The 24,922-nt window shown below is 46.7% G+C and carries 21 protein-coding genes and 1 riboswitch; of the genes, 7 read left to right on the plus strand and 14 right to left on the minus strand.

The annotated features are described in order from the left end of the window. Nucleotides 1-110: 110 nt before the first annotated feature. A complete protein-coding gene (locus J2T19_RS24430) occupies nt 111-941 on the minus strand; it encodes an endonuclease/exonuclease/phosphatase family protein (RefSeq protein ID WP_307220513.1) in 831 nt (276 codons plus the stop codon). A 282-nt stretch (nt 942-1,223) separates the two neighbouring features. Between J2T19_RS24430 and J2T19_RS24435 the strand changes: the two genes are divergently transcribed. Together J2T19_RS24435 and J2T19_RS24440 are read left to right on the plus strand one after the other, a co-directional pair. Further along, nucleotides 1,224-2,996 carry an SWIM zinc finger family protein gene (locus J2T19_RS24435; RefSeq protein ID WP_307220517.1) on the plus strand — a complete coding sequence of 591 codons (1,773 nt, stop codon included), beginning with the start codon at nt 1,224-1,226 and terminating at the stop codon, nt 2,994-2,996. Further along, nucleotides 2,993-6,019 (plus strand): DEAD/DEAH box helicase, encoded by a 3,027-nt coding sequence (locus J2T19_RS24440; protein ID WP_307220521.1) that lies wholly within the window; start codon nt 2,993-2,995, stop codon nt 6,017-6,019. Before J2T19_RS24435 ends, J2T19_RS24440 begins: the two co-directional genes overlap by 4 nt. Before the next feature lie 231 nt (nt 6,020-6,250). Here the strand turns inward: J2T19_RS24440 and J2T19_RS24445 are convergent, their stop codons facing one another. After that, nucleotides 6,251-6,718 carry a hypothetical protein gene (locus J2T19_RS24445; RefSeq protein WP_307220524.1) on the minus strand — a complete coding sequence of 156 codons (468 nt, stop codon included), beginning with the start codon at nt 6,716-6,718 and terminating at the stop codon, nt 6,251-6,253. Nucleotides 6,719-6,910: 192 nt separating this feature from the next. Next, a complete protein-coding gene (locus tag J2T19_RS24450; protein ID WP_307220527.1) occupies nt 6,911-7,087 on the minus strand; it encodes a hypothetical protein in 177 nt (58 codons plus the stop codon). Between J2T19_RS24450 and J2T19_RS24455 the strand changes: the two genes are divergently transcribed. Continuing rightward, nucleotides 7,075-7,626, plus strand: coding sequence for a type 1 glutamine amidotransferase domain-containing protein (locus J2T19_RS24455; RefSeq protein WP_307220530.1), 552 nt, complete (start codon nt 7,075-7,077; stop codon nt 7,624-7,626). The two genes, J2T19_RS24450 and J2T19_RS24455, sit on opposite strands and share 13 nt — an antisense overlap. Nucleotides 7,627-7,769: 143 nt before the next feature. On the opposite strand, the gene J2T19_RS24460 is transcribed toward J2T19_RS24455, so the two are convergent. The 4 genes from J2T19_RS24460 to J2T19_RS24475 all read right to left on the minus strand — a co-directional run bounded on the left by J2T19_RS24460 (nt 7,770) and on the right by J2T19_RS24475 (nt 13,141). Next, the gene (locus tag J2T19_RS24460; RefSeq protein WP_307220533.1) at nt 7,770-8,735 is read right to left on the minus strand and encodes a 2-keto-3-deoxygluconate permease; all 966 of its coding nucleotides are present in this window, start codon (nt 8,733-8,735) and stop codon (nt 7,770-7,772) included. A gap of 6 nt (nt 8,736-8,741) precedes the next feature. Beyond that, nucleotides 8,742-10,199: a glycoside hydrolase family 1 protein gene (locus J2T19_RS24465; protein WP_307220536.1), complete on the minus strand. Its 1,458-nt coding sequence runs from the start codon at nt 10,197-10,199 to the stop codon at nt 8,742-8,744. Nucleotides 10,200-10,241: 42 nt separating this feature from the next. Then, nucleotides 10,242-12,170 (minus strand): beta-glucoside-specific PTS transporter subunit IIABC, encoded by a 1,929-nt coding sequence (locus J2T19_RS24470; RefSeq protein WP_307220539.1) that lies wholly within the window; start codon nt 12,168-12,170, stop codon nt 10,242-10,244. A gap of 137 nt (nt 12,171-12,307) precedes the next feature. After that, nucleotides 12,308-13,141 (minus strand): PRD domain-containing protein, encoded by an 834-nt coding sequence (locus J2T19_RS24475; RefSeq protein ID WP_307220542.1) that lies wholly within the window; start codon nt 13,139-13,141, stop codon nt 12,308-12,310. 513 nt (nt 13,142-13,654) lie between these two features. On the opposite strand from J2T19_RS24475, the gene J2T19_RS24480 reads away from it, so the two are divergent. From J2T19_RS24480 to udk, 3 genes are all read left to right on the plus strand, one after another. After that, a complete protein-coding gene (locus tag J2T19_RS24480; protein ID WP_307220544.1) occupies nt 13,655-14,191 on the plus strand; it encodes a sigma-70 family RNA polymerase sigma factor in 537 nt (178 codons plus the stop codon). Further along, a complete protein-coding gene (locus J2T19_RS24485) occupies nt 14,175-15,296 on the plus strand; it encodes a DUF4179 domain-containing protein (RefSeq protein WP_307220547.1) in 1,122 nt (373 codons plus the stop codon). Before J2T19_RS24480 ends, J2T19_RS24485 begins: the two co-directional genes overlap by 17 nt. Before the next feature lie 239 nt (nt 15,297-15,535). After that, the gene (gene udk / locus J2T19_RS24490; protein WP_145052078.1) at nt 15,536-16,168 is read left to right on the plus strand and encodes a uridine kinase; all 633 of its coding nucleotides are present in this window, start codon (nt 15,536-15,538) and stop codon (nt 16,166-16,168) included. A 116-nt stretch (nt 16,169-16,284) separates the two neighbouring features. Here udk and J2T19_RS24495 read toward each other — a convergent pair whose 3' ends face one another. The 6 genes from J2T19_RS24495 to J2T19_RS24520 form a co-directional block, all read right to left on the minus strand. Next, on the minus strand, nt 16,285-17,115 hold the full coding sequence (locus tag J2T19_RS24495) for an ABC transporter ATP-binding protein (RefSeq protein WP_307220551.1): 831 nt from the start codon (nt 17,113-17,115) through the stop codon (nt 16,285-16,287). 2 nt (nt 17,116-17,117) lie between these two features. Then, entirely contained in the window at nt 17,118-17,909 is a 792-nt protein-coding gene (locus J2T19_RS24500; protein ID WP_307220556.1) for an ABC transporter ATP-binding protein, read from the minus strand. After that, nucleotides 17,909-19,510, minus strand: coding sequence for an ABC transporter substrate-binding protein (locus J2T19_RS24505; protein WP_307220558.1), 1,602 nt, complete (start codon nt 19,508-19,510; stop codon nt 17,909-17,911). The genes J2T19_RS24500 and J2T19_RS24505 overlap by 1 nt, the downstream gene beginning before the upstream one ends. A 14-nt stretch (nt 19,511-19,524) precedes the next feature. Next, nucleotides 19,525-20,358, minus strand: a complete 834-nt coding sequence (gene nikC, locus J2T19_RS24510) for a nickel transporter permease (RefSeq protein WP_307220561.1) — start codon at nt 20,356-20,358, stop codon at nt 19,525-19,527. Further along, nucleotides 20,359-21,297, minus strand: a complete 939-nt coding sequence (nikB, locus tag J2T19_RS24515) for a nickel ABC transporter permease (RefSeq protein ID WP_307220564.1) — start codon at nt 21,295-21,297, stop codon at nt 20,359-20,361. 175 nt (nt 21,298-21,472) lie between these two features. Beyond that, a riboswitch (cobalamin riboswitch) is annotated at nt 21,473-21,663 on the minus strand. A 196-nt stretch (nt 21,664-21,859) separates the two neighbouring features. Continuing rightward, nucleotides 21,860-22,702, minus strand: a complete 843-nt coding sequence (locus tag J2T19_RS24520) for an AraC family transcriptional regulator (RefSeq protein WP_307220567.1) — start codon at nt 22,700-22,702, stop codon at nt 21,860-21,862. Nucleotides 22,703-22,894: 192 nt separating this feature from the next. Between J2T19_RS24520 and J2T19_RS24525 the strand changes: the two genes are divergently transcribed. Beyond that, complete coding sequence (locus J2T19_RS24525; RefSeq protein ID WP_307220570.1) at nt 22,895-24,196, plus strand: alpha-glucosidase/alpha-galactosidase; 1,302 nt, start codon at nt 22,895-22,897, stop codon at nt 24,194-24,196. Nucleotides 24,197-24,328: 132 nt separating this feature from the next. Here J2T19_RS24525 and ytxJ read toward each other — a convergent pair whose 3' ends face one another. Further along, a complete protein-coding gene (gene ytxJ, locus J2T19_RS24530; RefSeq protein ID WP_307220572.1) occupies nt 24,329-24,868 on the minus strand; it encodes a bacillithiol system redox-active protein YtxJ in 540 nt (179 codons plus the stop codon). Nucleotides 24,869-24,922: the final 54 nt, after the last annotated feature.

The raw sequence follows: 24,922 nt of genomic DNA on the forward strand, positions 1-24,922 counted from the left end.
ACCTGTAAGATATCCTTGAAGCTATATGTACATATGTTTAGACACCAAAGAGCCTCCGTCCTGCCATTCCTTATTGGGAAGTCAGCGGAGGCTTTTTTGCTTGGTTTATCTTAGTTATTCATATCGATTTCGACCGCAACACCATAGTGGTCAGATACAACAGGCCCATGCTTGCCATTAAGAACAACCGTTGAAGACTTCGCCTGCACAGGACGATTCGAGAAGATATAATCAATGCGCAGTGGCTGACTGTTATTCGCCCATCCAGCAATGGCTTTGACAACTGTTGCACCATCATCCTTCTGCGCTGCTGTGGTATAGAGATCATGCCACCCATGACTCATCATGTAGTCATACCCCTGTCCCCGGATTTCGGCTACATTATTGAAATCTCCCATAATATACAAAGGTTCATTCATATACGGCGCAAGCTTGCTCTCGGTTAAATCCCACTGTCCTTTGAAAGGCTCCTGCTCGTCATCCCACCAGTTATAATGTCCATTCACGAACCATGCCTTTTCACCATCCGTCACCGTCTGGATACCGACGATCTTGCGTGTGCGGTAGTTGTTGTAATCCCGCATGTGGGATACATATTCCCCAAATGCCTGTGTAATTGGCGTTCGGCTTAGAATCGCCAGTCCTTCATCATATCTGCGGAATCCGACATGGGTAGGAATCCAGGTCCAGTAATACTTTTCAGATAATTGTGTTAACAGCACATAAGCATAATTGTCTTTTTTGACCACAATGTCTGAATCTATGGCAAAATAGTGCTCCAGCTCTGCCGTAGTTAAGGCCTCTTCCTGAATCGATTGGTTGACCTCCTGCATGGAGATGATGTCAAATTGATGTGTATTAATAAACTCAGCCAATTGGCTGATCTTGTTCAGTTGATCTTCTTCTGCCCAAGCGTGTGCGTTTAAGGTAAGTATTTTCATAAACTCTCTCCTGCCTGATTTTAATGTTAGGTATCGCCTGTTCTTGCATGGTTCCTCGGTAGAATACATACCCTAAGCATACACAATACACGCACATTTCGCATACATATGGCTACGATGAACTTGTCTTCATGGAGAAATGAATTCACCAAAAGTTTGTTTCATTCACAGAACTCCTGCACGGATTGTCCTATAACTGATATGATATATACATTAAATTCACACCTTTAACGTCAGAACGTGTTGAATGATGAACCTATGATTTCCCCAGGAGATGGAATGATGAACATACCCAATGAAATGATCATGGATGATGCACAGTGGCAACAATTGATTCGTGAAATTGCGGATCATTTCGATAACCTGACCATTATGCGCGGATTCCAATATTATAAACAGAAACGTGTTGGCCCATTAACGTTTACTGAACAGCAATGCATTCATGCCATGGTTCAAGGTACTGAAGAATATGAAGTGCTGCTGAGTATGCAGTCCTTACCGACAAGCGATTGCCCTTGCCCAGTACATTCTCTTTGTAAACATATGATCGCTGTTCTTATGAGTTACGCTGAAAGCATGGGGCGTCCTGTTCATGCCATTGTGAACGCCCATTCGAGCACTGCTCTGAAACAATCCGTGAAGCCTACCCCTGCTATATCATCGGTACGCTCGGATTTTGAAACTCGTGCACAGGAGCTTGAGACACCAGACAATCTGTACAGCCAAATAAAGGAACAAGCGATGGATCTTGCTACGCTACCTATTCCGGAATGGCATAAACTGTTTCGAAGCTGTCTCAACCGTCTGGGGGTAGGAACGGCAAGTACAAGCTATATACAGGCTGCAACCGACGAGCTCTATGCCATTAAACCCAAATTATCTCCAGGCATGGATCAAATATTTGACCTACACGTGCATATGTACCTTATGCGCTTCTGTATACCTGGCCGTAATCCGAACACCAATTCGCCTGTCTATCTTAGTTATCCTGCCCAGCTTGCTGTAGATGCTCTTCAGAGAAGCATAGAGAAGGATCTAAATCGCTCACTCGATCTATCCAATCTGACTGACGAGCAGCACGTGCAGCATTGGAAACGGCTTGAGGAAACGGTAACCTATCTCCGTAAGCAGATGTTGTCCGAAACGTCTAGCATCATGGTATTTACATCCATCTATCGCGACTTGTGGTTAAACTGGCTAGTGCCTCACCTACACCAACAAGATGAGCTAGAAGCTGAATTGACAGCTCTACGCGAAATTGAACATAAATTAAATGATGACTCCGTTTCTACTAGTACAACTCCTGGAAGTGTGCTAAATATGAACCCTAGCAGTTCAGGCACAGGAACGAGTACACCTAATAGAAGACCACCCACGCTTCCACTACCTTTGGTGTTAGCACAGGGCTGGATATACTTTCACCTGAAACGGGATTCGGAAGCTTGGCAGATCTTAACGAGCGGAAGCTCAGCCTATGGCATTCCACCAGAGCATGTATTGCACTATCTGCACGTATTGGTGGAACAATTGGATTGGAATAGGCTCGGACATTGGCTGGCAGAGCTCGGACCGTTGCTTGCGAATCGCCGCAATGATCCATTACATGATTACATGCAACTCTGGGACACTGTTATTCAGGAGCTTCCCGAAACAGAAGATACGATGTGGAATACACTTGTTAGCATGTTGCCCCATTCTCGGCCTGCCTATGAGGATGCTCTTCATCGTCGCAGCCAGTGGCGGCGTTGGATCGATTTTCAGCTTAGTACGGGGGCGGAGCCGCTCGAATTCCGTGTCGCAGTACTTCAACCCATCGAGAAAGACGCACCCGAACTGCTGCTACCTTTCTACCATCAAGCCGTCGAACGTTATATCGGACACAAAAACAGAGACGGGTATAAAGCAGCGGTTAAGTTGTTAAAGCGACTGGCGAAACTATACAAAAAATTGAAGCAAGAAGAACGCTGGGAGCAGTTTATCACGGCTCTCGCAGTTCGTAATAGCAGACTGCGTGCTCTGCAGGAAGAGCTTCGGAAAGGTAAATTAATCTCATGAGCCTTAACCACCCTTACACCGAAACGATTGAAGTTCACGTTGCCCTAACGGGATACGGAGATGCCCTGTTCTATGGTGCACTCAATACCCACCACTTTGTATCGGGACAATCACTCAAGCAACGGTTATTCGCTTGGCATGCTCCTTCGTTCTATGGTACGGAGCTCGAAACCCGCCAGCTTGAAGACATTGAACTTGTAGTGCTGCCCGCAGAAGAAGTGATTCCTTTCTTCGCAGACATGCACACCTTACTGCATATTGAATGGAGATGGGATGAGCAGGCTGCCCATCTGATTCAGCTTGCTCCAGTGCTGGCTGCCACGATTGAAGATCGCAAATATATTCCTAGCTTCACTGCTCATCGTACAGGGCAACTGCAATGGATCTGGGATTCAGATCGGTTGAAGCAACAGGATCGAGCTGCGCTAACCAAAGCCATCGAGCAAACCGATGAGAGCTATATCGAAGGTCTCGGTGCGGCTTACTCCGCTTCCGTATTCCAGCGATGGTACAGCACGGAGGAAGCAGCCACAGATCTGAGACGCGAGTTCCCGCAGCTATTCCCGCAGAATGGGGAACCTCCACGGACATTTGGCATGGATGCTCAATCATGGCTCGTCTCGATCGGCTGGAAAGCAGATGCTGCACCCTTCCGGCCACTTCTACAATTGCTGGAGCCAGACGATGATGAGCCTTCATGGCGATTACGATTGGTGCTGCAAAACAAGCTGGATGCCGCTTCACTTATTCCAGTGCGACTGGATTCACGCGGCCGGCTTGAGGGGGAATGGCCTGAGGGCTGGACAGCCTTCATTCTAGATCGATCTGCCGCATGGTTGGAGCAATTGCGGGCACACCTTCCACGCATTAGCCGTGAGGTCAGTGGTAGCCGTGATGTACTCAGTGATCCGCTAGGAGACCAAGAGGCGTGGCAGTTCCTCACGATTGACAGCGGACGACTGCTAGAGTCGGGCTGGCAAGTATTGCTGCCAGGCTGGTGGGAAGCCGCACGGAAGAAAAAACCGAAGCTGCGTGCGAAGGTTAAGCCGGAGGAGGGCAGTGAACGCGGACAGTCCTTCTTCGGACTGGACTCCATCATTCATTTTGACTGGCGTATAGCTATTGGCGACTCAGATCTGACGGAAGAGGAATTCGCTGATCTAGTGGCTCGTAATGAACGGCTCGTTCGTTTTCGCGGAGAATGGGTTCCTCTAGACCCTGCTCTTCTTGAGCAGATTCGAAGAGCGATGGGCGGCGTGGATCGGGAGCAAGGTCTCTCTTTCCAAGATATCCTGCACCTGCATCTGTTGCACAATGAACAACGTGAATATCGCAATCAGAAATGGAAGGAAGGACAGCAAGCCGAGGAAGAAGAGCAACCTCAGGCTAATGAGAACATTCAGCTGGAGGTAGAACTGAATGAACATCTACACAGGGTGATCGCACAGCTCGGAGGCGGACAAGGTGGTGCACCTTCCCTCCCTATTCCGGAAGGGCTACAGGCTGAGCTTCGTTCCTATCAAAAGGAAGGCTTTGCATGGCTTGGATTCCTACGCCGGTTCGGACTCGGCGCTTGCCTTGCCGATGATATGGGGCTCGGTAAGACGATCCAGTTCATCACATATCTGCTGCATCTGAAGGAAAATGAACCACGTTCCCCGGAGCAAGCACCAGCACTTCTCATCTGTCCAACGTCCGTACTAGGCAACTGGCAGAAAGAGATTAGCCGATTCGCACCTTCCATAAACGTGATGCTGCATTATGGAGCCAAACGGCTTAGTGAAGAAGCATTCCGCTCAGCTACAGAGCAGGTGGATATCATTATTACATCCTATGCAACGGCAACGCTCGATCAGGAGATGTTGCAGTCTTATACCTGGGCATCCATCTGTCTGGATGAAGCACAAAATATTAAAAATGCCCAAACGAAGCAATCTATGGCCGTCCGCAGTTTCCCTGCGAAGCACCGCATTGCACTGACGGGTACACCGATCGAGAATCGATTGGCTGAACTATGGTCGATCTATGACTTTATTAATCCGGGTTATCTGGGCAGTGCACGAGCTTTCCAGACCCGATTCATTAGTGCTATTGAGAAGGATAAGGATGAGCAGCGTATGCAGGATCTACAGCAATTAGTGAAACCATTCATGCTGCGCCGCAAGAAAAAAGATCCGAATATCCAGCTTGATCTGCCGGACAAAAACGAGATGAAAACCTACATTCATCTTACCGGTGAACAAAGTGCTCTATACGACCAATCCGTTCAAGCCCTGATGGATAAAATGAAAGAGCTGGAGGGCATTAAACGCAAAGGTGCAATCCTCTCTGCGTTGACTCAACTGAAGCAGCTCTGTGATCACCCACTGCTACTGACCAAAGAAGCTCTCCCAGAGACCGTGACATCGGAGGACTCAGGTGCAACGTATGACGTGTACAGCCCACAAGACATGGCAATGCTCATTAGCCGATCTGCTAAGCTGGAACGGTTGATGGAGCTTGTCCGTGAGTTGCGAGACGAGGGTGAGCGCTGCCTTATCTTTACCCAGTACATTGGGATGGGGCAGATGCTGCAACAGGTGCTGCAACAGGAGTTGCAAGAACCGGTATTATACCTGCATGGCGGTACCTCCAAAACAGCTCGTGATCGCATGATCGATCAGTTCCAGTCACGGACTCTTCCAGCGTCAGAACAACCGTCTGTCTTCATTCTTTCGATTAAAGCCGGCGGTGTAGGCCTTAATCTGACAGCGGCCAATCATGTATTCCATTTTGACCGCTGGTGGAACCCTGCCGTGGAGAACCAAGCCACTGACCGAGCTTACCGGATGGGTCAGACCAAGGATGTTCAGGTGCACAAATTTATCTCCCTGGGCACACTTGAGGAGCGGATCGACGAGATGCTCGAGAGCAAGCAGCAGCTTAGCGACAATATCATTACTAGCTCCGAGAACTGGATAACAGAGCTCTCGACAGATGAGCTGACAGATCTATTCACTCGCAGGCGGGACTGGTCAGGATAACCTATCGTTATGTTCATTTCATTTCACATCAGACGATGGAATGTAGGGCTGATATAGCTTCAACTTGACGAAACATGTGAAGAGGCAGCATTCATCATCGTGAATATATCCCAAAAAAAGAGCGAAGACGGAATTCAATTCCGTCTTCGCTCTTTTGGGTTATAACCAGAATCGGGCTGTGAATTCTCTACCCCATCTAGCTACATATATTATTGCTGATACGCTTCTCGCTTAACGCATGTTACCGATGATGGAGGATCTAGAATCTTGCATTTTTTTAACGAAATTGGTCATCAGGTCAAAAGCTTCATTGCGCTTATTCGACAAGGATTGCAAACGAAGCATGTCCATTTGCTGTGTATTGCTTACTGCATCAATTTGGTTCTTCAGCTGCTGAGCCAAAGCCTCATCACCATTTTGTTGCGCTGCCTGTAATTGCGCGTTCAATTCTGTAATCTGTTGATACCGATTCTGTGTTTCTTGAATTTGCGTCTGCAATTGGGTATCTAGTAATCTAGTACGCTCTTGCTGAACCATCATCAGCGCAGTTTCGATGTCCATTTTGCTGATGTCGATCGCGTTAATACTCGACGAGATGTTCGAGTTAGAGATTGCACTTGCTGAAGCCGAGCCAACGATCGATACTGCTGCAATAGCAGCAACCATTGTCGAAGTGAAGAATTTGCCAGTCCGTTTCATCTGATTTCCTCCGATTGGATATGTAATATGTACCAATATGGTACGGTTTTCTCCGATATTCTATATCAAAAGACCTAGTTGTACAATCCATTTCATTTTAAATTTGAAATGTTTGGTTCAACCTATCCCGTAACCATCCTGTACTTACATTTTCAGATATATTTCAACCCAATTGGTTACTAAATCCTGGCCTTACATCGTTCGTGATAGCTGTTGAATCAACTCTTGAATATGCGCTTTTACAGGCTGATCATCGAGAGATGCAATGAGCTCTGGATTCAATAACTGGTTCTTCTTCATTAGATAAAAATCATACAGCGCCTGACGAATGGTCATATCATACGTAATTGAAAAGGTTGGCTCAGCCACTCGGCGGCAATGTACCTCTCGATCCGAAAAGTCTGGGTGATTCCCTAGATGAAAGTACCAAAGCCTATTATGAGAACGAAGCATTCATGAACAAATTAAAAAATACGTTGAAGCCAAGCGACGTGAAAGCCAGCGACTATGACGCGATCTACTTCACAGGTGGACATGGTACGATGTGGGATTTCCCAGATAACGCTGAACTGCAAGAGCTTTCTCGTGAAATCTATGAAAAAGGCGGAGTTGTATCCGGCGTGTGCCACGGTGTCACAGCCTTGCTTAACGTGAAGCTGTCCAATGGCTTGCTGCTGATCAAGGACAAAACGGTATCGGGCTTCACCAATGAAGAGGAAGCGCTAGTGCAACAAACCGACTACGTTCAGTTCCTGCTGGAAGACGCATTGAGAGAACGTGCAGGTCGTTACGACAAAGCCGCTGCATTCAGCTCTTATGTTACTACTGACGGCCGCCTAGTTACGGGTCAAAATCCGCAATCCAGCAAAGCTGTAGGCGAAAGCGTCAAAGAATTGCTCGGCCTGTAAGTCTTAAGTCTGAAAACAGTACTAAACCTTCATCTCCCCCATGAGTTGATATAGATGAACCATTGCCAAACAGCACGTTGCCCGTCTTCTCAAGACGGATAACGTGCTGTTTCATTTTATAAACTTGAATTATTGGCTTTTATTTACTCGCTCGATTTAATCGCCGCTATCGAAGCCTTCACTCCTGCTCCTGCCAATCGCTTCACAATATAAGGAACAGTTAACGAGGTCAGAATCACGGCAAACGCGATCTGAGCGATGGCTGTGTCCACGTACGGTGCATATGCCGCATTGAATTCCGCTGCCATCGACGGTACAACCATGGATAGTCCAGCAACCGAGCATGTTGCAGCAGCGGCATAACCCGGTCGTTTCAGGATTGTCCGATCAACTCCAATGAGCGGAATCATACAGATCAGCATAAACAACACCGTGACCAGCAGGCCGGACAGACTGGACTGGAATGCAATACGAAGATCAATGTTGGACCCGAAGCTTGTACCCAGGAAAGGCAACAGAATCAGTGTTCCCGGAGCGAACATCTTCTGAATATTAGCGTCCAGATTGCCAAGCGAGATGCCAACGAGAAAAGGCACCAGTGTAGCCAGCACACTGAGCAGATCTATGCCGACACCGCTCGCCGAATTCAATATCATGACCGGAATAACCGGAACAGCGATTAGATTCAGAATGCCAAACGCGGCACGATCTACATCATCTCCGTAGGTGTTCATCAAGGCCAGATATAATCCCGGATTACAGCTGGTTAGAACCGCAATGAAGGCTACCGCAGACACACCGCCAACGCCACTGATTCCGAAGAAGTGTACGAATGCCCAGCCAAACAACACACTGATGAGAATCCGCGAGGCACAGAGCACGCCTGCTCTCTTTAAGGTTACCAGAAGCTGTGATAGGTTCAGCTGTGTGCCTGATACCAGCAAAATCATACCAATGAGCACCATGGTGCCTTTGGACGCGAACAGTGCTGTGGTGGGATCGCCAATCTGAAAGAATGATGGGAATACCGTGTTGATTACAGCGGCAAGCATCATAGGAACGATAAGCAAGCCGCCCGGAATTCGCTTCATACGACCCAAAATATTCATGAGAGGTTACAGCTCTGCTCCGTTGGTACGGATCACATTCTGATACCAGAAGAAGGAATCCTTCCGATATCTTTTTAGCGTACCGTTGCCGTAGTCGTCCTGATCCACATAGATAAATCCATACCGTTTGCTCATCTCAGACGTACCTGAACTAATCATGTCGATTGGACCCCACATCGTGTAACCCAGCACCTCAACCCCATCTGCAATAGCAAGTCCCATCTGCTCAATATGCTTGCTCAGAAAATCAATGCGGTATGGATCGTTGATCGTTCCGTCATCATTCAGTTTATCGTAAAAACCTGAGCTGTTCTCTAAAATGAAGACAGGCTTCTGATACCGGTCGTAGACCAGATTGAGCGTATAGCGCAGACCAATCGGGTCAATCTGCCATCCCCATTCGTTCGCAGGCAGATGTGGATTCTTGTACACACTGTGCACGTTACCTGCTGTTAATTCGAGCTGCTCGGTATCACTGCTGGATATCATCGAATTGTAATACGACATACCCACGAAGTCAGCCGTATGCGCCCGAATGCCCTCTAGATCGCCGTCTTCGATGTTGAGCTGAATTCCTTTGTTCTTAAAATACGTTTTGCTGTAATACGGGTATTCGCCTTTATTCAATACATCCAGATAGAACTGGTTCTTCATCTGATCATCCTGCTGCATCTGGAGCGCATCCTCTGGCTTACAGGTATAAGGATACGTTGTAAAATAAGCCACCATGCTGCCGATCTGATTATTCGGATCAATCTCATGAGCCATTTTAGTCACTCTGGACGCGGCTACAAATTGGTGATGCAAGCCTTGGAACAGCATTTCCTCATAATTAGGAGCATCATAATCAATAATTCCTAGTGTCTTGGCCGAAGCTTTAACACTCATATTGATCTCGTTGAACGTCACCCAATATTTCACTTTGCCCTTGTAGCGATTGAACAGCACGTCGCAGTAGTTCACATACAGATCAACCAACTTACGGTTATACCATCCGCCGAACTTGTCCATCAGGACAATCGGTGTATCGAAGTGACTGATCGTGATCAGGGGCTCCATCCCGTGTTTTAGACACTCATCAATGACTTGATCGTAGAACTGTAGTGCTTTTTCATTCGGAGCAGCATCGTCGCCACCTGGGAATACTCTCGCCCATGCAATGGAATAACGGAACACTTTGAAGCCCATCTCGGCAAACAAGGCGATATCTTCACGGAAGTTATGGTAAAAATCAATCCCCCGGCGCTTCGGATATTTCACGACATCCGGGTCATTCTTAGCTTCTTCGATCATCTCACGGTTAACTCGAATCTGCTTAGTCACCTTGCGATCATTCTTCTCATTAAACTTCATCACTTCTGGAATGGTCAGCGTTTTGCCATCTACGTTATATGCACCTTCAGCCTGACAGGCCGATAGGGCACCGCCCCACAAGAAGTCTTTTGGAAAATTGGAATTTGTCATTTCAGTTTCCTCCTGTTACGTTTTGTTAAGTTATTTACAATGTTATGGGATCAACTTGATCAGTGCTTCACTTTCCCGAATTGGGCCACTGGTTGCTGTAGTTAGAACATCTCCATACTGCTGCATATTGGTTACGACAATAGACGTGATGATGTTATAACCTGCGGCTGTAATGCCCTCGGGATCAAATTCCACCAACAAATCACCTGCCTTGATGGCCTGACCCTGTTGAATATGAGCGTTAAAATATTTTCCCTTCAGACTGACGGTATCCACCCCGATATGAATGAGAATCTCAACTCCATTCGCCGCCTTCAAACCAATGGCGTGTTTGGTACGATAAAGTGCTTCAACCACACCATCAAATGGAGCGTACACTTTACCCTCTGTTGGAACCACGGCAATGCCTTTACCCATTAGTTCTTGTGCAAAAGCCTGATCCTCTACCTCGGAGATCGGTTTAATCTCCCCTGTCATTGGACTTACGATCAACATGTCTGTCGATGTCGCATCCTGAGAAGAAGTGACTGCGGAAGCTTGCTCTGTCGCCATTACGGACTGTACGCCATCTACTGCACCATTAGCTGGTTGCTTCGTTGTAGCTCCCGCGTTGTCTTCTTTAATGCCCGCAATCAACGTGAACACAAATCCCAGTACCACTGCAGCAATACAGCCAATAACGACATACATATAACGGTCAGATGTGTACGTGCCCAGTGCCAATACCCCTGGAAGGGCAATCGCGTTGGCCGTTGTATGTACCAGGCTGTAGAATCCACCAACCAGACCTCCAGCGAGACATCCTGCGAAGAATGGGCGTTTGTATTTCAGTGTAACCCCATATATCGCCGGTTCAGTAATACCGAACAATGCTGTGAAACCACTTGATCCCGCTGCAGATTTCATGGTTTTGCTCTTTGTTAGGAAAAAGACACCGAAAGCTGCGCCTGCTTGAGCCAAGTTGGCCGCGAGTGCTGTTGGCAACAAGACAGTCGCCCCCAATGTAGCCACTTGTTGAACCTGAATTGGCATAATGGCATAGTGCATACCGAACATAACCATAATTGGTTTGAAAAATCCAAGGATAGCCCCCGCCAGAACACCTGCGGTTGAGAATAACGAGTTAATTCCATTCGTGAGCCAGTCACCAATATGTGAACCAACCGGTCCAAATACGATTAACTCCAGCGGAATCATAATAAATAGGACAATCATTGGTGTAAGCAAAACCTGCAAAAACTTAGGAATGACACGATTTACGAGTGGATATACGTAGCTCATAATCCATACCGCCAGAATAATCGGAATGACGGAAGATGAATATTTCATGAGCAGGATTGGCATACCCAGGAAATCGATTGTACTTACACCTGTATCAGCGATCTGAGCAGCAGCATTCAAGATCGTTGGATGCATCAGACCCGCAGCAAGCGCTACTGCTAGGTATGGATTGGTTTTGAAACGATGTGCTGCACTAACTGCCAGGAAGAATGGCAGGAAATAAAAGATCAGGTCACCAATCATGTTAATGATCGTGAGGAAGCCTGAACCTTCAAGCCATCCCATCGCAGCCATGACGGTGGACAAACATTTGATCATCCCGCAGCCGACCAAGGCCGGCAGTACAGGTGTAAATATGCCCGCAATGGTCTCAAGTACGACATTGATCGGATTGCGTTTTTTCTTCGGTCCATTATCGGCAGATTCTTCTCCTCCGCCAATTCGATCTGAAGTCAGTTTTCTCACTTCACTGTAAACAGCGTCTACCTTTGCACCAATCACGATCTGCACCTGACCGCCAGAGTTCTGCGCGCGAAGCACACCCTCAAGCTGATCCAGCGCTTTAAGATCTGCCTTGTTATCATCCTTTAATACAAATCGTAACCGGGTTGCACAATGTGTCAGACCCGAGATATTTTGTTCCCCACCAACAAGATCAAGCACGTTTTTAGCTAAGTCTTTGTTGTTCATGACCCTTCTCCTCTACATCGAAAATTAACATGATTTTAAATGTATATAAAAAATGACCAAGCCGGGGAATCGTCATTCCCTACGCTTGGTCATGCCTGATCGAATCAGTAACAGTCCATAAGTTGTTATTCGGTTAGTTAATTCGAGATCAATCGTTGAATATGCAGAATGAGATATAACTTTTCATCATCAGAACAGGTCCAGCCATAGTTGTTACTTAGAAAATCAGCGATTTTCTCAACACAGGCCAATTCCTTAGGAAACTTCTCTTTGACCATCAGGAATAGGGATTCGTTCTCATCCTTCAGCGATTTACCGCTCATCTGTCGCATGATGAAGTACCTTATATGTGTTGCAAATCTCATAAAGTGAATGGAGTCTTCTTGAAAGTCAATTTTGAGCGCATATTTGATCACGGATAAAATTTCACCCGTCACTGTCGTTACTTTGGTCGTATCACTCATCTCACCCGAGCCCACCTGTGCATTAACAAAATGCAGAGCAATCAGTGTCGTTTCAGCCGCTGGCAAGCCCACATTCGTTTTCTCCTGAATCAGCTTCAGCGCAGCCTCCCCCACACGGGTCTCATCTGGATATAAAGTACGAACCTCCCATTCCAGTGGGTTCTTGATGCTAATACCTTCCCGCTGCCGGGTTAGTGCAAAGCTAATATGATCGGACAGGGTGAGAAGCAGGTTCGGGTTAAATTGTTTATTCAAAATCTGACTGCCCAGCTTGATGATCTCCTCTGCCAGATATATATCTTCGATGGGAATGCTGTTCAGCAGGTCATACATACGGATGTTCTTTGGTGCCACGAAAATTTTCTCAACCAGATCCGTCTCCGTCAGCTCATAAGGGGTTTTTAGAAACCCTACACCTTTACCTACAACGAATACTTCCTCATTCTTATCATTAATGGCAATTGCCACGTTGTTATTTACCTTTTTAATAACCTTCAATGCCCTCACCCCCCGCCTGAAATCAAAAAAGACCGAAAGCGATTACAGTTAAATAATCGAATTCGGTCATGCCTGGCTCTCCCAGTAACAGTCCGTGTTAAGTATATATGTATTATTATAGGCCTGTCTTCAAAAAAGTCAATCATTCAAAATTAGAGGTCGTTCAAAAAGTCCGCTTTTGATTACGACGGATGCCTGAAGGCATCTCGACATCGAATATGGGATTCAGCCGAAATGTCCGTTGCTCACGTAGCTTAATCTACGCTCCGCTACTCCATTTCTATCTTCATCCCATCTTCTCGGTACTGAAAACCGACCTTTTTGAACACGTACTATTAGGAAAAATTGGATCATTTCGCTGTTGAAGTGGGTATGCCGTATGCGTACGTCATATATAACAGCACCTTTTTTTCCGTTCAAGAAAATAATTGTGACCATATATGCTGACTGCAAGTCTAATTCATGGTTAAGCAAACGGGGAGCTGTCATTATATCCCTGCTACCAGGAAGGAGCTGTTATCCATGGATTCAACCGATCTCGTTCATCAGGCTATAGCAGGAGATCGCGACGCCTTTATCAGTCTCATCAGAGAAATTGAAAACTCCCTATACAATACGGCAAAATCCATGCTGCGAAGAGAGGAGGATGTGGCTGATGCCATTCAGGAAACGATCCTGAAAGCCTACAAATCGATGCATACGCTGCGTGAAGCCCAGTATTTCAGAACCTGGATGTTCCGCATACTCATCAATGAATGCAACACCATGTTATCTCGCCGTTCCCTCTCCACATCCTATGCGGAAGTACCGGAAGCACATCAGAGACATTCCAGTCCCTATGATGAGGTGGATATGAGAGAAGCGGTCGATCGTCTGGAGGAATCCAAACGAATGGTCATTGTACTTCACTACTTTGAGGATTTAACCCTGCGTCAGGTCGCAGATGCGCTGAATATCTCCGAGAGTGCTGTCAAGATGAGGTTGTCTCGGGCAAGACAGGAGTTATATCAAAAATTCAAAAATTTCCGGGAGGTCAATATACATGTCAAACCCATTTAATATCGATCAAGAGTTAAAGGATCAAGCGAAAGCGCGCCCCATCATGTCTGAGCTTGTACGGAATCGAATTGACGCCACACTGGACTCATTACCAGAGCCTTCTACGTATAGAACAGAGAAAACGATGCGCTCCACTCGACTTCCAAAGGGTATGCGTCGAACCATAGCTGCAACGATTGCAGCTGGAGTATTCGGATTGACGGTGTTCGCCTCTGGATTTGTATCTCCGGTCATGGCAGACTCCTTGCGTAACATTCCGCTAGTAGGCAGTCTCTTCAGTGCGATTGAAGCCGATATGGGTCTAAGAACAGCCGGTGATGCTGGCTTGACCCAGGCTGTGAACAGCCAAGTATCATATGAGGATGTGAAGCTGGAGGTGTTGGAGACGGTATACGACGGCACTCGTGCTGCATTCCTGGTTCATTTCACTGCACCGAACTTGGATCAAGGGCAATATGATAACGGTAAAGATATGGTGAAGCTGAGTAACGGAATCGATAACGTCTTTTTCCAAGTCAACGGAGCAAGTCAGGATAGCGGTCTCTTCTATAGTTCCATAGGAGATACGCAGCCAGATACCCTCTTATTCGAACAGGTTATTCCTGCCGATCAAGGAGCTGCCTCATTACCCGATCAATTTGAAGCAGAGATCACATTAACATTGCAGGGCATCGACCATGAATTTAAGCTGAACGTTCCTTTTACAAAATCAACGCAAGATATACAGCATGTTCAACCAGATAGCATACGTTCCAATGAACTATTCACCGTATCTGTTACCGAAGCTGAGGTTACACCGATCACTACACGCATATCTACGAGCATCTCACTAAACAACAAAGACACGCTTACGGCAAAAGAGGAGGCACAATTGCGTGAAATCGGTTTTGCCATCTACGATAATCAAGGCCGACAACTAACTGCTCTTAGTGGAGAGGGCTTGTATGAGGGCAATCAACTTACTTCTGAACGGATCTATGCCAGCACATCTAGCGATATTCAATATTTGGTGGTTAAGCCCTTTGAGATCAAGGACGACTTTGCGGAAGAAATTCAGGACGATCAATTCATCATAGGGTTGGATATGAAAATTGAGTTGAATTAACCTGAGGACATAAGAGTATAGGAGTAGAAGGATTATTCCATTCGTGACAGTATGCGCACAATCTCCCAAGTAGGCAAAACATGGTCACTTGCTTCAGGTGAAAAAAGTGGTGCCCTATGGTACAATGAAGGAATTGTGCATTCACAGACAGACATGTGGATAAGAGTGATGAATAGATCAGATATCACACTCTTCATCCATGATCATGCTGCCATTCTAGGGAGGTTTATGGAATAACCATGCTCATCATTGGTATCGCCGGAGGAACCGGATCCGGTAAAACGACGGTAGCTCGCTCCGTTATAGACCGTCTGGGAACAGGTAAAGTAACGTTTATATCCCAAGACAATTATTACAAAGACCAGTCACAGCTCACTCCTGAGCAACGTCGACTAACCAATTACGATCATCCCTTTGCTTTTGATAATGATCTGTTAATTGAGCATCTCACCCTGTTGAAAAAAGGCCAAGCGGCGTATGCTCCCGTATATGACTTCACCATAGATAACCGTGCTGCCGATGAGACGGTTGAACTGGCACCGAACCATATCGTCATTGTAGAAGGATTGCATGTGCTAATCGATGAAACGTTACGTGCTTTGATGGACATTAAGGTGTTCGTAGACACGGATTCCGATGTACGGATTCTGCGCAGAGTGCTGCGGGATATCGAGGAACGCGGACGGACTATTCAATCCGTGTACAAGCAATACCTCGAAACCGTAAAACCTATGCATGATGCTTTTATCGAGCCATCCAAAAAATATGCAGATATCATTATTCCCGAAGGTGGACATAATGAAGTCGGTATTCAGATGTTATCCATCCTTACCGAGAAATACCTCACCGGAGAGAACTGGAATCAAGCTTAATATCGGTGAAGCTACCTAATCCATAAAAAGAAGGGTTACCCTGATGTCATTACATGACGTTGAGGTAACCCTTTTGTTATTGCTCCTTTGGTTTTGTTACTCTTTTATTGCTCCCTCTATCCTGTAATACTTTGGAGATCGGCCACCTGCAATTGCTGCCTAATCTCTCTTACCGACAGCACTGAGGCCATTAGACTACGGGTATAGGGATGATTAGCTGAATGATTCAACTGCGAACTTTCCACCACTTCCACCACTTCTCCTTGATGCATCACCGCAATCCGATCACTTACCTGCTGTACGACGGCAAGATCATGGGAGATGAAGATCGTAGAAATATCCGTTTGCAAATGGAGCTGTCTGAGCAGCTGGAGAATTTGCTGCTGAATAGAGGCATCCAGCGCCGAAGTTGCTTCGTCAAAGATAATGATATCCGGTTGAATCCCCATGGCACGGGCGATGACAACTCTCTGCTGCTCACCACCACTCAGCTCGTGAGGATATTTACTGGCAACAGATGCCGGCAACCCTACTCGTTCTAACAATTGGATTACTGCTTCGCCGACCTGTCGGCGTTTAGAGAGGCCATAGTTCATCAGTGGCTCGCCAATAAAGGCTCCGATCTTCAAGCGTGGATTAAAAATCGCCGACGGCTCTTGAAAAACCATCTGAATCTGCTTGCGCTGCAGCCTCAGAGCTTCTCCCTTCAATCGAGTAATATCCTGCTGATGATACCCGATTTGCCCTGAACTCACTCTCTCCAGATGTGTAATACATTTGGCAAGGGTGCTTTTACCACTACCACTCTCACCAACAATCCCTAGGCACTCGCCTGGATAGAGATTTAAGTTAATGGAGCGTAGAGCATGCACTGCCTTTTGGCCCTTCGCTTCATACGTCTTGTACAGATCTTTCAACTCCAGGATCGGGTTTACACCATGTCTCATATTCATTGGCCTCCCAGATCAAGCTCAGGTACGGCTTGTAATAGCTGCCGAGTATACTCTTCCCGTGGATTCGTAATCAGTTTAGCCGCCTTTTCATACTCAACCAGTGTCCCATGTTGCATCACACCGATCTGATCCGCCATATGGGCTGCAACCGCCATATTATGCGTCACCATGATGATGCCTGTTCCTTTTCGATCTCTCAGCTCATGCAGACGTTTCAGCACTTCGAGCTGGGTCGTTACATCCAATGCACTGGTGGGTTCATCGGTCAGGAGAAGTTCTGGCTCCATCGTTACCGCCATGGCAATAGCCGTTCGTTGCTTCATTCCGCCACTGAGCTGGTTGGGATATGCATTCATGATCTGCTGTGGATCGTGCAATCCCATCCCAGATAACATGTTCAGCGCCATGTCGTAGGCTGTCTTCTTGGAAATAGTGAAATGGGCACGAATGGCCTCAATGTATTGGCTTCCCACTTTACGAATCGGATTGAGATACGAACCGCTCGCCTGAAATACAATCGCTATCCGTTTCCCCCGAATCTGGCCCCACTCTGCCGGAGAATAGCTTAATATCGACTTTCCCTGAAAAAAAACCTCTCCACTCGTACATTGCCCTCCGTCGGGTAACATACCGAGGATCGCACGAAGTAATGTAGACTTCCCGCTGCCGCTCTCGCCTACAATGCCCACGATCTCACCGGGCTTCATGGTAAAAGAAAGGTCTTGTAGCGCAGCTGATCCGCTCTGATACGTCACCGAAAGATTCCGTATATCTAATAGCGGCTTCATCATTGGTCAACCTTGATATTACGGTCTAATAAGTAAAAGTCGATCGGGTACATCGTTGCCCCCTGAACCGTGCTTTTGCTAACGATATTGATTGGCGTGTAGGTCACGAACAGATATGGAGCATCATCCAGAATCATCTGTTGCGCTTCCGCCGCCAAAGCATACCTTTTCTCCACATCGAATTCCGAATGCAGTTGATTGATCACCGCATCCAGCTTCTTGTTGCTATAGCCACCTACGTTCCACTCGGCTCCGGTCTTGAAGTAGAAATCCAGAATATATTGTGGATCTCCTGTAATTCCGGTATTAATGCTCGTTAGAGCGAGATCGAAATTACCACTTTTCTGATGATCCGTCAGATCTTCATACGAGGTCATCTCCAACTGGATACCAATCTCCTTCAATTGGGACTGCATCGCAGCAGCTACAATAGAATCTGATTCATACGCCGTGTTGAGAATCAACTGAAGTGATATTCTCTCTCCATCCTTTTCCCGGATGCCATCACCATCTGTATCCTTATAACCCGCTTCATCGAGCAATTGTTTAGCCTTCTCAGGTTCGTAGCTATATCCGGTGATTTGGTCATAGCCAAATGGCAGAGCTGAGGTAAATGGCCCTTTGGCTCCCTGACCTCCCACAAGTGTGTTCGCATACATGTCCCGATCAATACCATACGAAATGGCATGGCGCACTTCAGGATTACTCAAGAATGGATTCTTCAGATTAAACCAGACAAACTGTGTTCGTAGACTCGGGATTTCATCAATCGTGTATTGGCTCTTATCTTGAAATAACGCGAGATTACTGCGACCAACGTTACTAGCTACATCAATCTCACCGGATTGTAAGGCAAGTGCACGCGTGCTATCGTCCTTGATATACTTTAACGTCATTGTATCTAGATCAGCCGCACCACCCCAGTACCCATCATACTTTTTCACCTGAATCTCTTGATCCGGGGTATAGGATGTCACCATAAATGGCCCAGTAGCAATAGGCTCACTGCTAAACTTGGATGTATCCGCAGTAGTATCCACGATGACAAACAGCGGTTCGGCAATATTTCCCAGAAGCGATGCGTAAGGCTCCGTCGTCTTAATCGTAAGGTCTTGTCCTTCCGCTGTCATGGAGGCAATCGGTAACGTGGACTGTCCCCGTTCGTTTAATTCCAGTGAGCGCTCAATCGATTTTTTCACAGCCTCTGCTGTCACCTTGTTGCCATTGTGGAACGTTACGCCATCACGAATATGGAAATGCCATGTCTTCTCATCGATCCGATCCCATGTATCCGCAATTTTGGGAACCAACTTCATATTTTCATCAAATTGAACCAATGTCTCCCCAATTGCTGCACGCGTAAGTGTCCAGCCATTCCATTCCTCTGCAGGATCTAGATTGCTGCCAAGCCAAAATAATGCCACATTCAAGTGAGTAGGCTTTCCCGGTTGGCGCTGATCCGATTGCTCAGATTGCGTCGATTGCCCGGACTTGTCCGTTCCATCGGTTGTCTGGGATGCACTTCCACATGCTGCAAGCACAAATAACATCACAATCGATAACGCCATAAGCATAAACGACTTCCTGCGAATAAAGTTCATTTTTCGTTCCCCCGTTATTTGATTTCTTTCTTAGGATCAAGCACATCTCGAAGGCTATCTCCCAACAAGTTAAAGATCATAACCGTGCCAAATATCGCGAGCCCCGGATAAATTAACAACCATGGCGCAGTCTGTAGATACCGTCTGCCTTCATTCAGCATGGCTCCCCATTCCGGTTCAGGTGGCTGTGCACCAAGTCCGAGGAAGGATAGACCCGAGATCGATAACATCATGCCGCCCACATCCATCATAGCCATGACGATTAGCGGTGAGATCATGTTGGGTAGGATCGTTCTGATAAGGATCTGACTCCATCGCGCACCGCCAAAGGCGGCGGCCGCGACATACTCCTTTTGCTGTAATGAAATGACAAGCCCTCTGGCAAGACGTGCGTATTTCGCCCACCACACTACAGATAGAGCGACCACTGTGTTGAATAATCCTGGTCCTAACATGCCAACTACAGCAATAGCGAAGATTAACCCTGGAAAAGCCATAAGCGTATCTGTTAAACGCATTAATATGGTATCTGTTACACCCCTAGCGAATCCCGATATCATGCCAATCGTCACACCCAGCACGAAGACAATACCCGTCATCATAAAGGTGAGAAGTAACGACGTGCGCGCGCCATACAGAAGACGTGACAGAATACAACGCCCAAGCTGGTCTGTACCCAAGGGATACTCTGCACTAGGTGGTTGCAGTACATGGGCGAAGTTAGTAGTCAGTGGATCATGGGGTGCCAAGATCGGTGCGATCATTGCTAGAACTACCCAGCATCCGGTTAAGGCTAGAATTAACGTAAACCAACGATTTTGTTTGAATACCTGCATCATTTCGCTCATCTACACATCCACTTCCAGTCGAATTCGAGGATCACGCAGATGTGTCCATAGATCAACAAGCAGATTCAGCGTGACATAGATCGTCGCCATCCACATGACGTAACCCTGAATCAAGGGATAATCCCGTGTGAAAATGGCATCTACCGCCATCTGACCTACGCCTGGCCACACAAACAGACTCTCTACAATGGCTGCACCGCCTAATAGTGTCCCGGTAGACATGCCCATCAAGGTCACAATCGGCAAGAGTGCGTTCGGCAAAATATGATACATAATCACCTGTCTCTCCTTCACACCTCTCGATCTCGCTCCGCTCACATAGTCCTGAGACATTTCATCCAGCATAACCGCTCGAATCTGCCTGCTATACTGAGCAATCAGCGGAACCGCCAGCGAACAGGTAGGCAGAATCAGGCTGTTCCATCCCGTACTGCCCATCACTGGCAGCAACTTCAGTTGAACGCCAAATACGAGCATGAGTAACATTCCCAGCCAGAAGCTTGGCATGGACAACCCCGCAAAAGAGAATAAACGAATGGCATGATCCAACCATTTATTCCGATAGATTGCTGAGAGAATTCCCAGTGGAAAAGACATCACGATGACGATCAGCATAGCACTGCCTGTTAGCCGTAGTGTTGCTGGTAGGCGAGACAACAGGATGTCCACTACAGGGCGATCATACTTATAGGAGGTGCCAAAATCACCTTGCAGTACCTGCCCTAGCCATGTCCCATAACGCATCCAAAAGGGCTGGTCGAGCCCAAGTTGGGTGCGCACCTGTCTCACCAACTCGTCGGTTGGCGTGACCCCCGTGGACATCAGCATTAGCCTTGCCGGGTCTCCTGGAGACAAGTAGGTTAATAGGAAAGTCAGAAAGGTAATGCCGAACAATACAGCTACCAGTTGAACTAATCTTTTAATGATGTATCTGCTCACGCGTTCAGACGTCCTCTCCCCAAGCTCCATCGTGCTGCAATGGAATGGTACGATCAATCTAGTTCTACCAAAAAAGCGCCCTTCTCCGTGTTAACGGATAAGGACGCCTTAAATAAACAGATTTTCAGAAAAAATCATGCTTCTCTAAACACCTTCCTATCTCCCGTAGGTTACTAACGTGTCGTTAAATTAGGCAGGTCTCCTGGCTCCAGAATCAACGTCAGACAGCACCTTCCCGGCTTACACCAGTGGCAATACGCTGTATGACTCCTCTGTTACAGTGGCGGGACCGCGCCGGTATTACACCGGACTTCCCTATTAAGCTTTTATCCGAATCGATAAAGCACCTAATTCCACATATTCAATTGGTTTCTGTACAAGTATAGCTGGCGGACTGGTAATGTTCAAAACTTTTATTACATGAATCAATTTCATCATACCTCTAGCTGCTTCAATCAAAGCGAGATCTAGATCAAAACGGTTTAATTTGTCTATATCTCGTTACATAAAACTCATTTTAATAAGTAATGAAATTGATTTACATGAAATTAAAATAAGTCCTTTATATCGTTATAGTAGGCTGTGCTCTTGATGCTTTGGGAGATACCCCTGTTACACGCTTGAACATTTTGGAAAATAACAGCGGATCTGTGTAACCGACGGAATGGGCTACTTCACTAATAGATAGTACAGGGTTTTGCAGCAGCTCGGCCGCGCGGTGGATCCGATATTCAAGGAAGAACGTCTGAAGTGACTTGCCGTACCGCTCCTTGAAAAGCCCCGAGAGATACGTTCGATCCAGCCCAACAGACTGGGCGATATCCAGGATCGAGGTCTTCTGACTATACCGATTCTCCATATATTGAAGAGCCTGATGAATATATTCTTCCTTGGTGGACACAGGACGATGGGTCTGTTCTTCCGTCTCGGGGGAAGAAGCAATCAGCTCCGCAATTAATCGGTATAACAGGCTTTGGCTGAATATATCCCCGCCATGCCGCGATGAAGCCTGAACCATGTCAGTGTACAATCGATCAAACCATACAGGGTCTTGAGCTTCAAACACCGGATGCTCTGGACTTAGATAGGCTCGCTGCATAAATGTCTTGGCATGTACACCTCTGAACCCAAACCACGAATATGTCCATGGATCACTGGCATCTGCCTCATAGTGGATGATCGTATCTGGGACAATGATGAATCCCTGTCCCTGTGAGAGGTAGTATTCCCGGTTCTCCATCTGCACCGTGCCTTGCCCTTCATGAATGTAATGAATAATGTAGGAATCACGGACACCGGGCCCCCAATAATGAGATGGCTCACAGGCTTCCCACCCGAAAAATAACAGTACCAGCTCCATCTGTGTCCAGTCTAGAGAAACCACGTTCATTTCAATTGGGCTCATATCAAGCACTTCCTTCCATTAATACGCACAACATTTGTTACTTATATTATAACAGGTGAATGGGGCGTATTGTCTCTGTAAGCGACATCATAAATGGGATTATGCCATATTTAAGATAGGTTGCACCATAGTTATCCTCCTTGAATGAGCCTATAGTGAAGGTACAACAAATTCAGGGAGGCTGAACTTTAGATGAGTAAAATTACATTCCTCGGTGCAGGAAGCACCGTCTTTGTCAAAAATGTATTAGGTGACGTTATGATGACCGAAGCACTGCAGGATTTCGAGCTGGCTTTGTATGATATTGATGCCGAGCGCCTGAGTGATTCAGAGCGTTTGCTGACTAGCATGGCACGTTCCCTGGGAAGCCGCTGTAGCGTGAAAGTATATACGGATCGTAAGGAAGCTCTGCGCGGAGCCAAATATGTCATTAATGCAATTCAAGTGGGCGGATATGATCCGTGTACAATTACCGATTTTGAAATTCCGAAGAAATATGGACTTCGTCAGACGATTGCCGACACGCTTGGCATTGGAGGAATCTTCCGCAACCTGCGTACTATTCCGGTAATGCTCGACTTTGCCCGGGACATGCAGGAAGTGTGCCCAGATGCTTGGTTCTTGAACTACACGAATCCAATGGCTGTACTTACCAATGTTATGAATGTGCATGGAGGGATCAAAACGGTAGGACTGTGTCATAGTGTGCAGATCTGTGTACCTCATCTGTTTGATGCCCTAGGCATCGATCAGACAGGCGTGGTTGCTAAGATTGCGGGCATTAACCACATGGCATGGCTGCTGGAAGTCACGCGTGATGGACAGGATCTCTATCCTGAGATCAAACGTTTGGCGAAAGAAAAACAAAAGGAACAGCATAATGACATGGTTCGCTTTGAACTCATGCAACGTTTTGGCTACTATGTAACGGAATCTTCCGAGCATAATGCTGAGTACCACCCATACTTTATCAAACGCAACTATCCTGAATTGATTGAACGGTTCAACATTCCACTGGATGAATATCCACGTCGCTGTGTAAACCAGATTGAAGGCTGGAAAGAAATGCGCGAAAAGCTGTTCGCTAGCGAAAACATTGAGCATACCCGCAGCCGGGAGTACGCTTCCCACATTATGGAGGCGATGGAGACAAATCGCCCTTACAAAATTGCCGGTAATGTCATGAATACTGGTTTAATTACGAACCTGCCTCGTGAAGCTTGTGTAGAGGTGCCTTGTCTTGTGGATGGATCTGGCATTAGCCCAACGTACATCGGTGATCTTCCACCACAACTGGCAGCACTCAATCGTACCAATATCAACACTCAACTGTTAACGATTGAAGCTGCAATTACAGGGAAAAAGGAACATATCTATCATGCTGCAATGCTTGATCCACATACAGCTGCCGAGCTGTCCATCGACGACATCGTTGCTATGTGTGATGAATTGATCGAAGCTCACGGCGATTGGTTGCCAAAATTCACGTCATAATTTATTAAAAACGCCGTTCGCCTCGTGAAGAGGGAACGGCGTTTCATTTTAGATTACGGAAGGCTGTTTGGAAGTCACACCTCCAAATTACATGCCGATGGTCTGTTACCTTAATAAGTTAATCGTTCTCCATTAACTAAACGGATCTTGAGCCCACTGAATTAGTCTCTTTTTCGTTATTTTACTGTGAGACGTATGTTGGATAACACGCCCCTGTTCAAGCAGCAGCACCTGTGGTGATTGATGGATAATCTTTGTCTCTTCTGCAATGTGGCGAGAAAGCGCGCGACTTTCGATCACTTTGACAATATGGTAGTCCATTCGCTGTCCAGACTCGGATGCATTGGAACCTACAAAGGCCATAAATTCCCGATAGGCACGAGCACTCGTCGGACAGGTCGTGCTATGTTTAAAAATAAGTACAGGATGATCTTCCGAGTTCTGAAGTGCTTCCTGCCAGTCGCTTGGTTTAATCAGTTCACTCACATGTTCACGGAGCGTCTCATCCGAATCAGAACGAATTCTTTTGCTAACAACAGAACCGATTAATATGCCAAGGGTGATCCCGAATGCAACACCTAACGCTGTCTGGTTCGTAGCTATACCGATACTCGTCCCGATAGCGATGCCCACTAAAGTCCATAGAAGCTGATGATTTATTTTTAGATTCATCGAAGTTACCTCCCGCAGATGTTGGGTATATACAGCATAACGCAAGGTATACTT

Origin of the sequence: Paenibacillus tundrae (assembly GCF_030812775.1) — a bacterium.
In the GTDB taxonomy this organism is placed as follows: Bacteria; Bacillota; Bacilli; order Paenibacillales; family Paenibacillaceae; genus Paenibacillus; species Paenibacillus tundrae_A.

Bases quoted from the DNA above. Each gene is read 5' to 3' on its own strand.
- J2T19_RS24485 (WP_307220547.1), top strand. From the start codon at position 14,175: ATGTCAAACCCATTTAATATCGATCAAGAGTTAAAGGATCAAGCGAAA.
- J2T19_RS24460 (WP_307220533.1), bottom strand. From the start codon at position 8,735: ATGAATATTTTGGGTCGTATGAAGCGAATTCCGGGCGGCTTGCTTATC.
- J2T19_RS24520 (WP_307220567.1), bottom strand. From the start codon at position 22,702: ATGAGCCCAATTGAAATGAACGTGGTTTCTCTAGACTGGACACAGATG.
- J2T19_RS24525 (WP_307220570.1), top strand. From the start codon at position 22,895: ATGAGTAAAATTACATTCCTCGGTGCAGGAAGCACCGTCTTTGTCAAA.
- nikC (WP_307220561.1), bottom strand. From the start codon at position 20,358: ATGAGCGAAATGATGCAGGTATTCAAACAAAATCGTTGGTTTACGTTA.
- J2T19_RS24440 (WP_307220521.1), top strand. From the start codon at position 2,993: ATGAGCCTTAACCACCCTTACACCGAAACGATTGAAGTTCACGTTGCC.
- J2T19_RS24445 (WP_307220524.1), bottom strand. From the start codon at position 6,718: ATGAAACGGACTGGCAAATTCTTCACTTCGACAATGGTTGCTGCTATT.
- J2T19_RS24505 (WP_307220558.1), bottom strand. From the start codon at position 19,510: ATGAACTTTATTCGCAGGAAGTCGTTTATGCTTATGGCGTTATCGATT.
- J2T19_RS24430 (WP_307220513.1), bottom strand. From the start codon at position 941: ATGAAAATACTTACCTTAAACGCACACGCTTGGGCAGAAGAAGATCAA.
- J2T19_RS24495 (WP_307220551.1), bottom strand. From the start codon at position 17,115: ATGAGACATGGTGTAAACCCGATCCTGGAGTTGAAAGATCTGTACAAG.
- J2T19_RS24470 (WP_307220539.1), bottom strand. From the start codon at position 12,170: ATGAACAACAAAGACTTAGCTAAAAACGTGCTTGATCTTGTTGGTGGG.
- ytxJ (WP_307220572.1), bottom strand. From the start codon at position 24,868: ATGAATCTAAAAATAAATCATCAGCTTCTATGGACTTTAGTGGGCATC.
- J2T19_RS24500 (WP_307220556.1), bottom strand. From the start codon at position 17,909: ATGAAGCCGCTATTAGATATACGGAATCTTTCGGTGACGTATCAGAGC.
- J2T19_RS24465 (WP_307220536.1), bottom strand. From the start codon at position 10,199: ATGACAAATTCCAATTTTCCAAAAGACTTCTTGTGGGGCGGTGCCCTA.
- J2T19_RS24480 (WP_307220544.1), top strand. From the start codon at position 13,655: ATGGATTCAACCGATCTCGTTCATCAGGCTATAGCAGGAGATCGCGAC.
- udk (WP_145052078.1), top strand. From the start codon at position 15,536: ATGCTCATCATTGGTATCGCCGGAGGAACCGGATCCGGTAAAACGACG.
- J2T19_RS24435 (WP_307220517.1), top strand. From the start codon at position 1,224: ATGAACATACCCAATGAAATGATCATGGATGATGCACAGTGGCAACAA.